Origin of the sequence: Moritella yayanosii, assembly GCF_900465055.1 — a bacterium.
Lineage (GTDB): Bacteria > Pseudomonadota > Gammaproteobacteria > Enterobacterales > Moritellaceae > Moritella > Moritella yayanosii.
Genome location: NZ_LS483250.1, coordinates 38,919 through 52,996 on the forward strand (window position 1 = coordinate 38,919; position 14,078 = coordinate 52,996).

Annotated in this window: 14 protein-coding genes and 2 pseudogenes; 6 read left to right on the forward strand and 10 right to left on the reverse strand. The window is 40.6% G+C overall.

Features of this window, described 5'->3' with window-relative positions; all coding sequences use genetic code 11:
• Positions 1-149: 149 nt before the first annotated feature.
• Together MORIYA_RS00145 and MORIYA_RS00150 are read left to right on the forward strand one after the other, a co-directional pair.
• Entirely contained in the window at positions 150-671 is a 522-nt protein-coding gene (locus tag MORIYA_RS00145) for a ferritin (RefSeq protein ID WP_112711654.1), read from the forward strand.
• Between the two features lie 170 nt (positions 672-841).
• Positions 842-1,135 carry a DUF406 family protein gene (locus MORIYA_RS00150; protein ID WP_112711656.1) on the forward strand — a complete coding sequence of 98 codons (294 nt, stop codon included), beginning with the start codon at positions 842-844 and terminating at the stop codon, positions 1,133-1,135.
• A gap of 82 nt (positions 1,136-1,217) precedes the next feature.
• On the opposite strand, the gene MORIYA_RS00155 is transcribed toward MORIYA_RS00150, so the two are convergent.
• The 6 genes from MORIYA_RS00155 to cmoA all read right to left on the reverse strand — a co-directional run bounded on the left by MORIYA_RS00155 (position 1,218) and on the right by cmoA (position 7,510).
• Complete coding sequence (locus MORIYA_RS00155) at positions 1,218-2,177, reverse strand: alpha-L-glutamate ligase-like protein (protein ID WP_197713335.1); 960 nt, start codon at positions 2,175-2,177, stop codon at positions 1,218-1,220.
• Positions 2,178-2,179: 2 nt separating this feature from the next.
• Positions 2,180-3,676 (reverse strand): inactive transglutaminase family protein, encoded by a 1,497-nt coding sequence (locus MORIYA_RS00160; protein WP_112711660.1) that lies wholly within the window; start codon positions 3,674-3,676, stop codon positions 2,180-2,182.
• A gap of 2 nt (positions 3,677-3,678) precedes the next feature.
• On the reverse strand, positions 3,679-4,473 hold the full coding sequence (locus MORIYA_RS00165; protein WP_112711662.1) for an ATP-dependent zinc protease family protein: 795 nt from the start codon (positions 4,471-4,473) through the stop codon (positions 3,679-3,681).
• 358 nt (positions 4,474-4,831) lie between these two features.
• Positions 4,832-5,677 carry an ATP-dependent zinc protease family protein gene (locus tag MORIYA_RS00170; RefSeq protein ID WP_232011435.1) on the reverse strand — a complete coding sequence of 282 codons (846 nt, stop codon included), beginning with the start codon at positions 5,675-5,677 and terminating at the stop codon, positions 4,832-4,834.
• A 52-nt stretch (positions 5,678-5,729) separates the two neighbouring features.
• Positions 5,730-6,722, reverse strand: a complete 993-nt coding sequence (gene cmoB / locus MORIYA_RS00175; RefSeq protein ID WP_112711664.1) for a tRNA 5-methoxyuridine(34)/uridine 5-oxyacetic acid(34) synthase CmoB — start codon at positions 6,720-6,722, stop codon at positions 5,730-5,732.
• A gap of 59 nt (positions 6,723-6,781) precedes the next feature.
• Complete coding sequence (gene cmoA / locus MORIYA_RS00180; protein WP_112711666.1) at positions 6,782-7,510, reverse strand: carboxy-S-adenosyl-L-methionine synthase CmoA; 729 nt, start codon at positions 7,508-7,510, stop codon at positions 6,782-6,784.
• Positions 7,511-7,884: 374 nt separating this feature from the next.
• On the opposite strand from cmoA, the gene aspS reads away from it, so the two are divergent.
• Together aspS and MORIYA_RS00190 are read left to right on the forward strand one after the other, a co-directional pair.
• Positions 7,885-9,663 carry an aspartate--tRNA ligase gene (aspS, locus tag MORIYA_RS00185; protein WP_112711668.1) on the forward strand — a complete coding sequence of 593 codons (1,779 nt, stop codon included), beginning with the start codon at positions 7,885-7,887 and terminating at the stop codon, positions 9,661-9,663.
• 122 nt (positions 9,664-9,785) lie between these two features.
• A pseudogene (locus MORIYA_RS00190) lies at positions 9,786-10,127 on the forward strand (transposase); the annotation flags it as partial.
• A 250-nt stretch (positions 10,128-10,377) separates the two neighbouring features.
• Here MORIYA_RS00190 and MORIYA_RS00195 read toward each other — a convergent pair.
• Positions 10,378-10,641: a type II toxin-antitoxin system RelE family toxin gene (locus tag MORIYA_RS00195; protein WP_112711670.1), complete on the reverse strand. Its 264-nt coding sequence runs from the start codon at positions 10,639-10,641 to the stop codon at positions 10,378-10,380.
• A complete protein-coding gene (locus MORIYA_RS00200) occupies positions 10,628-10,861 on the reverse strand; it encodes a ribbon-helix-helix domain-containing protein (protein ID WP_112711672.1) in 234 nt (77 codons plus the stop codon). The genes MORIYA_RS00195 and MORIYA_RS00200 overlap by 14 nt, the downstream gene beginning before the upstream one ends.
• Positions 10,862-10,942: 81 nt before the next feature.
• On the opposite strand from MORIYA_RS00200, the pseudogene MORIYA_RS21880 reads away from it, so the two are divergent.
• Positions 10,943-11,074, forward strand: a pseudogene (locus MORIYA_RS21880) (IS91 family transposase); the annotation flags it as partial.
• A 292-nt stretch (positions 11,075-11,366) separates the two neighbouring features.
• Here the strand turns inward: MORIYA_RS21880 and MORIYA_RS00210 are convergent.
• Together MORIYA_RS00210 and MORIYA_RS00215 are read right to left on the reverse strand one after the other, a co-directional pair.
• Positions 11,367-11,828, reverse strand: a complete 462-nt coding sequence (locus tag MORIYA_RS00210; protein ID WP_112711674.1) for a lysozyme inhibitor LprI family protein — start codon at positions 11,826-11,828, stop codon at positions 11,367-11,369.
• Complete coding sequence (locus tag MORIYA_RS00215; RefSeq protein ID WP_197713336.1) at positions 11,822-12,586, reverse strand: glycoside hydrolase family protein; 765 nt, start codon at positions 12,584-12,586, stop codon at positions 11,822-11,824. The genes MORIYA_RS00210 and MORIYA_RS00215 overlap by 7 nt, the downstream gene beginning before the upstream one ends.
• Positions 12,587-12,981: 395 nt before the next feature.
• On the opposite strand from MORIYA_RS00215, the gene MORIYA_RS00220 reads away from it, so the two are divergent.
• Entirely contained in the window at positions 12,982-13,920 is a 939-nt protein-coding gene (locus MORIYA_RS00220; protein ID WP_232011705.1) for a transposase, read from the forward strand.
• The last annotated feature ends 158 nt before the right edge of the window (positions 13,921-14,078 follow it).

Below are 14,078 nucleotides of genomic sequence, written 5' to 3' on the forward strand. Positions count from 1 at the left end.
TGTAATTTTATTTCAATGCGATTAAGACTCATTTATAGGGTCGTAACATGCTGAATTTAAAAAAAAAGACGTAAATTAACAAAGTTATTGTTAATGTTAGAGCCATTAAGGTAGCATTGCCTGATCTGTTTATTAGAGGAAGTTTTACTATGCCGAAATTATCTAAGGTTATGGCGACAGCGCTTAACCAACAAATGACAAAAGAGTTTACTGCATCGCATCTTTACCGCAGCATGGCATCTTTTTGCTATGCATCTGATTTTATTGGCGCAGGCGATTTCTTTTATACGCACGCCGCGGAAGAGCAGCAACATGCACAGTTGTTATTCCGTTATATGATCGACCGTGGTATTCAGCCATTAATGGACACGATTCCTGCGGCAGAATCTGAATTTTCAGATCTACTTGATGTGTTTAACAAAGCCTTGGATCATGAAGTGATGATCACGGAATCTATTTCTGAAATTCTTGGCTTAGCGCATGAACTAAGAGATTTTCAATCTGTGGCTCATCTAAATACCTTGATGGAAGAGCAAACAGAAGAAGAAGCATTATTTAATGGTATCGTTAGCCAAATCCGCCGTGTTGGTGTTGATAATGGTCACGGTCTATTTATTATGGATCAAGAACTGAAAGCAATGAGCAAAGCGTCAGCTGGCATTGCTATTTAATTATTCTTTATTGTAGTTTGGCGAATTGATTCAGATTAGCTAAAGATCAAGATGTGAGTATAAAAACCGCTTATGCTTTGGTGTAAGCGGTTTTTTATTTTTACAACCTATACTTTAGTGGTACTATTGTTGATGTTAATCGTGAATTTTAATCAATAGGTAGAATAATTATGTCGAATGATAACAATACTGATATTAAAGATTGCTGTGGTGCGTTTGCTGAAATTGGCAGCATTATTCACCCTGATGATACCGATCTATCTTTCTCTATTACATTTGACTCGCAACTTGCAGTAGATGCAAAACGCAGTGAGCTTGAGGCTTATGTTGATGAACAATTCGATGAAGCAGTAACGATTACCTTTACTGCGCAAGATGAGCATTCTTATCTAGTAACATTGAGCTTTACTTGTACTGCAGAAAAAATGATTTTTGAAATGAATTTACGTCATTTATTGGCCTAAATGGTTTCGATTTTTGAATAGTTCAGTATAAAGGCATACAAGATGAATCTGTATGCCTTTATACTGATGCTTGTATAGCGATCTAGCCGAAGTGTTGTTTACAATAAGCAAGACGCTGGTCTAGATCCATACTATCGGTATTCGCCGCTTCAATTTGTTGTAACCTTGGTAGCAACCCCATGCCATTGGCGATTTGAATAGCCAGCCCTGGACGTGCGTTAAGCTCTAATAGCATAGGACCATGATGCTGATCTAACACCACATCGGCACCTAAATAACCTAAGCCTGAAATATCATAACATTGAGCCGCTAAACGAATAACTTCTTCCCAATGCGGTACTTTTAACATGGCTAATTCTTTTTGTGTATCAGGATGGTGGGTGACAATTTCGTCATGTTGCACGGCGTTGAGCGCTACGCCTGTGGTGATGTCTATGCCCACACCGACCGCGCCTTGGTGTAAATTAGCTTTACCATCCGACATGGATGTTGATAACCGCATCATGGCCATCATCGGGATACCTTTAAATACAATCACACGTATATCTGGCACCCCTTCAAAGCTATAACCCTCAAAGCTATCATCAAATATAATAAGCGCTTCAACAATAGCAACATCGATGCCTCCACCGAGTGAGAATAGACCAGCTAAAATATTCGTGCAATGACGTTCAATATCATCGAGCGAGCATTCACTGCCGCTGGGTTTATAATAGCGACCATCTTCCACTTTAGTGATCACTAAAATACCTTTACCACCAGAGCCTTTTGCCGGTTTGATGACAAAGCCACTAAGACTTTCGATAAGTTTATTAACAGATTTTACGGCGTGTTGATTATCAACCACGCCAATCAGTTCAGGGGTGCTGAGATTGGCCTCTTCGGCTATTTCTTTGGTTTTTAATTTGTTATCCACTAATGGAAACAGTTTTCTGGGGTTGTAGCGCGATATGTACATATTATTGCGCTGATTCATCCCCAGAATACCTTGTTGTTTTAACTTACTCGGCATCGCGAATTCTTTAAAAAACGAAAATGTCATGATTAATCACCCTGCATATCTTTAAAGCGGCGTAGTTCGAGTAGACGGTAGCCAGTATAAGTCCCTAACATTAAGATGACTGCCATAATAATAAGTTGTAGACCAAGGAAGTTGAATGCCCAGTAGCGTAATAGTTCATTACTAATGGTGAGATACACAAGCACGGCCACAAACAAGCTGCCACCACCTTGTACAAATACTTCTTTCGGGCCTTCTTCTTCCCACAGAATGGACATACGTTCTATGGTCCAAGATAGAATGATCATCGGGAAGAAGGTAATTTTAAGTCCTTCTGTAAGTCCAATCTTGTACGATAAAACGGAGAACAATGAAATAATGGCGATAACGGTAATGATCACCACGGATATTCGCGATACTAATAGTAGATTTAATCGCGACAGGTACGAGCGGATCACTAAACCAATACCGACAATAAGGGTAAAACCAATTAAACCGGTCACTAAACTGGTTTGTACAAATGCCATGGCGATTAATACTGGCATAAAGGTACCAGAAGTGCGTAGTCCAATCAGAATACGCATTAGCACCACAATCATCACCCCTAATGGAATGAGTAAGATGCCTTTGAATAACGCTTGTTCTTCGAGTGGTAGGCTGTAGATACTAAAATTGGACAGGTTAGTCTCATTGAATTTTTCTTTTAGTACCTGCATAACAGGTTGGGTTTGTTGAATAATAGAGAAACTAACCCGTGAATTTGTACCCCCGATGAGATCTAATGTTGGTTCGCCATTTTGTTCCCAAAGCAGCAGGTTTTTCGCGTCGGCGATCTGGCCTAATTTGACGTCAATTAAACGGGTGTCATCTTCGCCGAATACCAGTACAAATGGTTGCAGTTGTTGTTGACGACGACCGTCTTCAAGATACAGACCTTTAACCAGTAAGGCGGGGATATTAGCGTCATTGAGCAATGCGACAAATAATGCTGATTTGTTATTTTCTTGCAGCATTAATTTCGCATTTTGGCCTAAATCATCTCCAGACAGTAACTTGAGTAATTCACGGCTATATGAAAAAGCATCGGCGCTTGTTGCCATCGCACTGTTAACAAGTTGTTCTGCAGCTATATCATAGGGTGGTAACCAGGTGGTTTTATTAATGGTAATGTCTTGCTCATTAATCACATCTAATGGGATATCATTAGTTAGAACATTCACTTTATAGTATAGATCTTGCTTGCCCTGTGCGCTACGAATGGTCCATTGTGCGCGATTATCGATAAAGGATAAGCCATAACCCGGCGATGCAGCAGTTTGGCTTAACACGGTGAAGTTAGACTGTGTCGACGGTGTGGCGAAGGATACATTCACTGCGTCACCTTGTGCAGTAAACTCAACTTTCGCTTCAATCATCCAGGTTGAATAGGTGTCACCGGGAAACCAAGGGATCTCTCCACTGTAATGGCGTTGTGCAATACTGCCAACACCGAGCAGGAAAAGTAACGCAACAAAGATGCGAAATTGGATCTTAGACGGCATGATTAGTTAGCCCCTTTTTTAGTGGATGTAGGTTGTTTTTTATTAGCAGTCGCTTGTTTTTTAGGTTGCGTGTATTCTTGAGCGACATCGACAATGGCAATATCTTTTAAGAAGGTACGGCCTAATAGTATAGGGAAGATCATACGACTACGATCGGCCAAGGTAAACTCGGTTTCAGTGTTAATATCGCCAAGTTCGATAGGTAAGCTCACGACATAACGTCGCAATGCGTCGGCCGCGTTAGTTTGACGGATCTTAATGGTGCGCACGACTGCTGCTTCCATAGGGAATACTGCGCTATTATCTTTGTGTGATAAATTAAATTTGACCCAGTCTTTGCCATCGCGTTCAAATTTAACGATCTCTGTTGCATTTAAAGACGATGTCGTAGCACCTGTATCAACCCGTGACTTAAAATTGGTTTGCAATGCTTCAAACCATACCCACTCTTCTTGGCCAAGAATTACTTTGTGGGTGTAGTCATTGCTGGCTTGAGGCGTTACTGGTATCACGATGGGCGCTGCCTTTTTAACCTGTGTGGTGGTACTTAAATCGTCAAGTTGCGCGGTTAATTTTGCGATCGCTTTATCTTGCTCGCTGAACTTATCTGGTTGTGATTGCAATGTGGTTAATATTTGTTGCTGCTGCTGCAAGATGGTTTCTATTTGTGCTTGCTGTTGTACCACAATGGCAGTATTGGCTTCATTTTGTGTTGTCGCACAGCCATTTAAAAATACAAGGCTAAGTACACCCGCAATAGCTATCTTTGATGTTTGTAATATGTTTGTATTTTTCATTAGGTATTGGCCTTGTAAACAGATGAAAAGAGGGGGTAGTTCACTAAAGTTGGTAAATAGTTCCGTCATCTCTCCATATAAGATATAAATTATATATTTATTTAAAGTAATACTGGTTTTTATTTTAAAAGCATGAATATCCATCGTAAAAACAATGTTATTGCATAGATTATAATTGTTTTTAAGATGCTAGTCATAAGATAATGACATTATTACTTATTAGATATGCGAAATATATCTAATACCATAGTTAGATATTTATCACTGAGTATTATTTGTTTCTACACAAGATACTGGGCAGGGTGTCGTATTGAGTTAATGGTATAGAGTGCAAGCTTAACGTTGCACTCTATGTACATTACTGGGTGATGGATTCGGTTACTGTGTAAGTGCGAGCAACATCAACCACGACGATGTCTTTTAAGAATGTTCGGCCAAGTAATACCGGAAATTCCATGTGACTGCGGTCGGTAAGCGTAAACTCTGTCAGCATTTTCATGTCGCCAAGTTGTACGGGTAATTCGATAATAGGGCGGCGTGTGGGTTCGCTGTTGTTGGCCTGGCGGATCAAAATAGTGCGAGCAACTTTAGCTTCGATAATTTGCGTTTCATTGTTGATCGCTTGGCTGAAGTTAAAACGCACCCATTTTATCCCATCACGCTCAAACTCGACAATATCAGTCGCATTAAGTGATGATATGGTCGCGCCAGTATCAATACGGGCCTTATACTTTTCTGGCAGATTACTGAGTAATATGAGTTCTTCAGAGCCGATGATTAATTTATCAATTGGCGCTATTGCTTCAGTCGATTGTACAAGGGGAAGATGCTCGATATTGTTGGTTGGCTTATCAGGCTGATAACTCGCGATAAGCTGGCTATTGCTGATCACTTGTTGACGTAATTGCACATAGTCTTCGAGCTTGTTAGCTAGCTGCGCAATATGTTGTTGCAGGACAAATAATGCAGGCTGTTTTTGTAATTCAGCCAAAATTGTTTTTTGCTGCTCAACTATTAGTTCGATTTTCTGGTTTTGTTGCTCAATCTGTAATTGCAGTATTTGCGCTGATGTTTCACCCTGATTGAGAAATTGCTCAACACTCGCGCAGCCTGACAGCAGGATGCTAAACATGATGCCGATAATTAATTGACGGGGTGGTTTCAACGTATCCATTTCTAATCTTAACTCATTGACAATATGCATAACCTATTCTCTTATCCTTCTCTAAGCACCCTTTCAGGTGCTGGATATCGCGTTATTCGTCTAGCTTTTCTGCGTAAGGTTTAGTGGCAATTAATACGGCACGCTTGGGTGCTGGATAGCCTTCAATTGTTTTACGGTGATCGTTAGGATCAAGAAAATCAACTAATGATTCGTTTCGCATCCACGGTGTTGCACGTTGTTCTTCAATGCTGGTATCAGACACATCGACGATACGGACATTTTCAAAACCCAGTTTTTCAACCCAGAGTTTTAATGCCGCGCAGCTTGGTAAGAACCAAACATTACGCATTTGAGCATAGCGATCGCCAGGCACAAGTACCGCTTGTTCGTCACCATCAACGACTAATGTTTCGAGTACTAATTCACCGCCATCACGCAGTTGGTTTTTAAGCTGTTCAATGTGATCAATTGGCGATTTGCGATGGTACAGGACACCCATAGAGAAAACCGTGTCGAATGCGCGCAGTTTAGGTAATTCTTGAATACCAAGTGGCAATAAATGCACGCGTTGGTCATTATTAGCAAAATGACGTATCGCTTCAAATTGCACTAAGAATAATTGGCTTGGGTCGATACCAACGACAAACTCGGCACCATCACCGAGCATACGCCACATGTGGTAGCCGCTGCCGCAACCCACATCAAGCACATAACGGTATTTTAACGGTGAGATAAACTCGCGTAGACGTTCCCATTTCCAATCACTGCGCCATTCGGTATCGATATGAATGCCATGAATGTGGAACGGGCCTTTACGCCAAGGGTGGAATTTTTGTAACAGGTTCTCTGTTTTACGCAGATCGCTTTCGCTTAATTCACCCGGAATACCAACTTCGAATTTGTCAGTGATATTGATGTGTTTGGTTTCGACTTTTGGTAGTTTTTTTAATACTTTTTCCCAGCGCGGTAAAAAACCATGCTTGTGTTCGCGCTCCCATTCGTGCATTTGTGCTGGTAACGTGTAAAGCCAATGGTGTAATTTGTTTTTCGCAATTATCTGGTAAAAATTTGAAAAGTCGATCATGGGTAACCTATATTACTTTTAATTAATGTTACTGCTTTAAATTAATGCGATTTATGGTGCTATTTAATGGCAACCATAGAGCCAAAGTTAAAACATTGGAACCAAGAATTTGCGCTGCTAAAGCCAATCTCTTTAAAACGGTTCAAATGGGTTTCAATGCTGTCTGGACGCATCACATCTTCAATCGCGCTACGTTTCTGACTAATTTCTAATTCGCTATAGCCATTCGCACGTTTAAAATCTTCGTGTAAATTGATCAGTAGATCATTGATCTTATCATCACTAAAACAAAACTTTTCTGACAAGATAAGAATACCACCGGGGACTAGCCCATCATAAATTTTGGTCAATAGGGCTTGGCGCTTGGCTGGTGGAATAAATTGCAGGGTAAAGTTCAATACCACAATTGAGGCGTTGTTAATCTTGGCCGCACAAATATCATCACACAGCACTTGCACTGGGGTATTACTTTTATAAGCAGATAGGTGGCGTTCGCAACGCTCTAACATTGCTTGTGAATTATCAATCGCAACAATATTGCAGTTGCTTGCTTGCACGTTACGGCGCATGGCCATGGTTGCAGCACCAAGTGAACAACCTAAATCATACAGCTGGGTATTATCTTGGGCATAACGTGCGGTCATCATGCCAATCGCAGAAATGATATTAGAGTAACCGGGTACAGAACGTTTAATCATATCTGGAAAGACTTCAGCGACACGTTCGTCAAAGGTGAAATCACCAATTTGATCTAACGGGGCTGAGAAAATCTGATCGCGTTGTTGCATTGTTATGACCTGCAATAAAAATTAGCAAAATAAGGCGACATATTTTAGTTAAAATGACCGACTTTGTCTCTATCTAAACCACATATAGACGGAATAATTTACTTGTTTCGCTGTCGTGTTGGTTTTTTCATCGCTAAAAATGACTTTTTTGTTAATAAAATAACGGTTATTTAACCAGCAAGGGACAATTGGAGGGTGAGTGGGGAAGGGGGTTCTTACGCCGTTTGGCGATAACGGTAAGTAGTTTTGGGATAACTTGAAGTTGTTTTAGTATAACTATTGGTTGCGGTGCTAATTTCTATTACAATAACGGTAATTTTTTGAGGGTAGCTAAGAGTAGTTACCCGATCCATCGATTTAGTAGGATTATACAAATGCGCACAGTGTATTGCGGACAAGTAAATGAAACACATATCGGCCAGCAGGTTGTATTGTGTGGTTGGGTTAATCGTCGTCGTGATTTAGGCGGTGTTATTTTTATCGATTTACGTGATCGTGAAGGTATTGTGCAAGTTGTTTATGATCCAGATTTAGCCGATGTTTTCGAACGTGCTAGCCAACTACGTCAAGAGTTTTGCGTGAAAATCACCGGTACGGTGCGTGCGCGTGACGAACGCCAAGTAAACAAAGACATGGCAACGGGCGGGGTTGAAGTCTCAGGTTTAGAACTTGAAGTGTTCAATAAAGCAGACATCCTGCCACTTGATTTCAACCAAACCAATACTGAAGAACAACGTCTAAAATACCGTTTCCTCGATTTACGTCGTCCTGAAATGAGCAACCGTCTTAAGACGCGTGCTAAAGTAAGTAGCCTTGTACGTCGTTTTATGGATGACCATGGTTTCCTTGATATTGAAACGCCAGTACTAACAAAAGCAACGCCAGAAGGTGCACGTGATTACCTAGTACCAAGCCGTACTCACAAAGGTCAATTTTTTGCATTGCCACAATCACCACAGTTATTTAAGCAACTGTTGATGATGTCTGGTTTTGATCGTTATTACCAAATAGTTAAATGTTTCCGTGATGAAGATTTACGTGCTGACCGTCAGCCTGAATTTACCCAAATCGATATCGAAACTTCATTCATGACAGCAGCACAAGTGCGTGAAGTGACTGAAAGCTTAATTACCCACATGTGGAAAGAGATCTTAGACGTTGAATTACCAGCGTTCCCAAGCATGACTTATGCTGAAGCAATGCGTCGTTTTGGTTCAGATAAACCCGATCTACGTAATCCATTAGAGCTTATCGACGTTGCAGACATTCTAAAAGATGTGGAATTTAAAGTATTCGCAGAACCTGCTAACAACCCGAAAGGTCGTGTTGCGGTATTATGTGTTACTGGCGGCGCTAAACTGTCTCGTAAGCAAATTGACGACTACACTAAATTTGTGGGTATCTATGGCGCGAAAGGCATGGCATGGATGAAAGTGAAGGACGTTGCAGCGGGTGCTGAAGGCGTACAATCACCAGTCGCTAAGTTCTTAAGCGCTGACGTGATCACGGCATTACTTGAGCGTACTAACGCGAAAGATGGCGATATCATTTTCTTTGGTGCTGATACCAACAAAGTTGTCACCGAAGCACTTGGTGCTTTACGTCTGAAAGTTGGTGTTGATTTAGAACTAACTTCAAACGAATGGAAACCGCTTTGGGTTGTTGACTTCCCAATGTTTGAAGAAGATGAAGAAGGTAACCTAAACGCGGTTCACCATCCATTCACAGCGCCAATGGACGTTAACGCTGCAGAGTTACTCGCCAACCCTGCGAACGCTATTTCGGATGCTTACGACATGGTTATCAATGGCTATGAAGTTGGTGGTGGTTCGGTACGTATTCATAAAGGTGAAATGCAAAAAGCGGTATTTGAAATCTTAGGTATCGAAGATAAAGAGCAACAAGACAAGTTTGGTTTCTTACTTGAAGCACTTAAATACGGTACGCCACCACATGCTGGTTTAGCATTCGGTTTAGACCGTCTAACTATGCTACTAACAGGTACCGATAATATCCGTGACGTTATCGCATTCCCGAAAACAACAACGGCGGCATGTTTATTAACATCAGCACCAAGTGAAGCAAACCCTGCGTCGCTTGAAGAGCTAAGTATTGCGGTGGTTAAAAAAGAAAAAACGACTGACGCTGAATAATTATATCGCTATTAGTTTGATGGTGGCTATCTAGTTAACTGCTGTTGCTAATAAAAAGCGGATATAGCCTTTGGTTATATCCGCTTTTTATTAGGGTATAAAAGAATCACTACAAGATATGTGTGTTGCCCGACAAAGACATCATCGACACAAGCCATAATACGGTGACCTTCAAATATAAAGACGGGAAAACTCAAGCAACGAAAACCAGAGCCTTACCAACGTTACAATTTCTCTGGCTTATCTTGCAACATGTGCTCCCAAAAGGATTACAGCGAGTGCGGGATTATGGGTTTTTACACGGTAATGCCAAGCGGTTACGTGTGCGTATCCAAGCAATATTGCTGCATTTGTTCAATTGGAAAATGCCTGAACTCGTCGCAACGATAACTGCGAAAGCAATCCGGATTTGTCCCTGCTGCCAGCATGAAATGAAATGCGTGGGCATCACGCGAACGGCCTAGCCGAAAGGCGTAACATAATAGGCATAATGGCGTTAACGTTACAGGTTGGAGAGATTAAATTTATGATTAAAATTGACTAGTTCATTGATAAATAACGGTTCTGTTATTTATCTCAATTTCGCTCGCCTTGGGTTTAGCCCAAGGCGAAGTACCCACCAAGATCAAACACGTTATTTACTATATAAAGAAGGGATAGGGCTTGTTCAACACCCGAATAAGGTGTCGGCTGCGCGACACCTATTCTTATTTGTTAGTTGCTTTTATACACATGTGATCTATGGGCGACTTTTACAACATTTACAATAAGTAAACCATCTTTTATCTCGTAAATTATTCGATATAAGCCCTGTCGAACTCTATAGATTTCTTTGCCTGATAACTTTATACAACCTTCACCTCGCGGATTCTCAGATAAAATGTCAATTTTACCTAATATCTTTTTTATATCGTTTTTAGGTATAACTCGTAAATCTTTAGCTACTGACTTTTTAAATGTGATTTTATATTTTGCCATGCGACTTCAAATCATTTAGCAAATCTTCATAAGATATTTCAGATTCATTGATTCTTTCTGATACAGCAGCTAAATCTTCTTGGTCTTCACGCATTAGTAAGCGAACAGCTTCATCTATTAGCTCTGAAACAGATAGGTGTGCTGAGGCTGCGCGCATTTTTAAAGCTTGATGTATCTTTGGTTCAAAATAAACAGTCGAACGTTTAGATAAGTTACTCATAGTGATGACTCCATTTAATCAATAACAACACTATAACACCACAACGTTATAATGTCACCGGACTTGGATGAGCAACTAACCCAAGCAATATTGCTGCATCTGTTCAATTGGAAAATGCCGTTACTCACAACTGCGTATTCAAGTAAAGAAATCCGTATTTGTCCCTGCTGTCAGCATGAAATGAAGTGCGTGGGCATCACGCGAACGGCCTAGCCGAAAGGCGTAACATAATAGGCATAATGGCGTTAACGTTACAGGTTGGAGAGATTAAAATTGACTAGTTCATTGATAAATAACGGTCCTGTTATTTATCTCAATTTCGCTCGCCTTGGGTTTAGCCCAAGGCAAAGTACCCACCAAGATCAAACACGTTATTTACTATATAAAGAAGGGCTCGGGCTTGTTCAACACCCGAAGAAGGTGTCGGCTGCGCGACACCTATTCTTATTTGTTAGTTTTTTGAAACGTGTAAACTAAAACTTCACCAAGTATAAAATACCCAAGGCTAAAAATTCTTTACATAATGCAATAATTGAATAACACGATCTTTGACTATACTAGTTCGATAATCACCACGCGAAACGCCTGCAGAGCTGCCAAATTCTTTGCGAGTCCAAGTGTTTTTAATTAACTCAAACTCAGCATCACGATAATTTATCCAATACTTTTGTGCTGCAATCAACTCTGACTTTCTTGCTTCTGGCAATTTTGAACTAAGTATCTCAGAAGCTTTATTCAACTCCTCATCTAAAAAGGTTAGGTAATTATCATAGGCAACCAAAAAGTCTCTCGTACTATTTTGTGGGTTATCAATATCCGTTAAATAAATGATTTCTCGTTTTTCAAACTCACCAATCAAGTCTGGTGCTTCAGGATTATCGATCGCGTATGCCCCTACAACCAAGCCTATTGTCAAAAAGCACCCGATGATACATCTATAAGCAGTACCCTGTTTTCTTTTTACCATTTTGCATAAACTCCTTTATTATATATATTCCACTCTGCTTGCCTTCTGTTAGTTAAGCCTCGACTAACTTTTCCTTGAGATTTATCCCACGCTTTCCAAGCTTTTTCTAGTGTAGTGTAAGACGTTGTTGTCAATGGATCATTCACCATTTTCAAAACAGATGAACTAGAGAAACCAGTTTGACCTATATTAAAAGCCAGTATAACCATTGCATCGAATTCATTTTGAGTAACACTAACCTTCACTTTGTTTTTTATGGTGTTTACAAAAGGGCTTAGATCTCCTTTAAATAATGAAAGGGCTTCAGTCTCCGTCAAACCATCTTTGTATTTTGACCAATCAGATTTAGCAATCAAGTGTCCGTAACCTATAGTAGCGCCTTCTATCCAGACTGTTATATCTTTACCTGTTTGGTCGTCATAAGGACTAGTTGCCAATTCTTCAATCGACTTTAAAAGGTTAATACCTTTTTGGCCAAAGAACATAGAAATACTCGATTTCGTCCCAACTTTAATCGCAACCAAATGTTTGAAGGTTTTTCCATTAGCGTCAACTAAACCGTCAGGACGAATCATTTTTAAAACATTCTTTTGGAAAGCTTCTATTCGTTTAACCGTGTTTGGTCCTGATTTTCCATCGATCTTTAAAATAATTGGAAAACCAACTAATTTGTGTTGGTTGAGCAAACCTTGCACCACTTTAACGTCTAATAAATTATTTTTACCTTTATTACCAACTGATGCTATTATCTTTTTCATTATTACTTTCCTTAGTTTATGGATCGAATTTCTATAGTTATTGATGAGAGTCAGCCACGCCGAAACATGGAAGAATTTCAAGAGTAAAAACTAACGCCCAAATAATGGGCAAAAAATAGTTGGTTAAAATAAGCGACGCAGGAGCAAAAACCAACTGTAATTTGTCCGTTTAAATTGCCTTGTTGAACGAAGCCGCTGCGCGGCGGAGTAAACAAGCCAGCGTTCATACTAACCAATAGCATCACCATTATGGTGGTGCCTTATTGGAGCTATCAGTATGAATCATTCACAACAGCAACGATTTAATTTTCTTTATGAACAACATCTTATCAATCTAAGGCTGCAAAGGTAAACGACCAGCGACCATTGATGCCTATTCTCGTGCGGTTCGACGCATTTCCGCTTATTTTGATAAATCTCCCGATGGATTAACTACTGCCAACTTAAAAGACTATTTCAACAGCCTGATCCAGACCCACTCTTGGAGCACCGTTAAAATCGACCGTAATGGCTTGCCGTTTTTCTACCGCTACACCCTCGACAAACAATGGGAATGGCTAAGTATTGTCAAACCTCCGCAAGTTAAACGTCTGCCCGTGCATTACTTCATGGTTACGTTCACTTTACCCAGTGAACTCAGGCCCTTGGCTCGCAGTCAGCCCAAAGCGCTTTATCAATCCATGTTATCGGTCGCGGCATCAATATTAAAAGACTTTGCTAGGCGCAAACACGGCGGTGAAATTGGATTCACCACTGTTTTACATACTCACAGCCGGCAACGTAATTTACATCCTCATCTGCACATTATTGTCGCCAGTGGCAGCTACAATAAAACGCGCAACCAATGGCATAAAGGCAAGCGTAATTATCTGTTTAATGCCTTTGCACTGGCTAACACCGACACATTACCGACTAAATGGGTGGTTGATTGCCGAAAAGTCGGTTACGGTCTGCCTGCATTGCAATACCTGTCACGCTATTTGTATCGCGGTGTGTTACCCGATAAAGACATCATCGACACAAGCCATAATTCCGTGACCTTCAAATATAAAGACGGGCAAACTCAAGCAACGAAAACCAGAGCCTTACCAACGTTACAATTTCTCTGGCTTATCTTGCAACATGTGCTCCCCAAAGGATTACAGCGAGTGCGGGATTATGGGTTTTTACACGGTAATGCCAAGCGGTTACGTGTGCGTATCCAAGCAATATTGCTGCATTTGTTCAATTGGAAAATGCCTGAACTCGTCGCAACGATAACTGCGAAAGCAATCCGGATTTGTCCCTGCTGCCAGCATGAAATGAAATGCGTGGGCATCACGCGAACGGCCTAGCCGAAAGGCGTAACATAATAGGCATAATGGCGTTAACGTTACAGGTTGGAGAGATTAAATTTATGATTAAAATTGACTAGTTCATTGATAAATAACGGTTCTGTTATTTATCTCAATTTCGCTCGCCTTGGGTTTAGCCCAAGGCGAAGTACCCACCA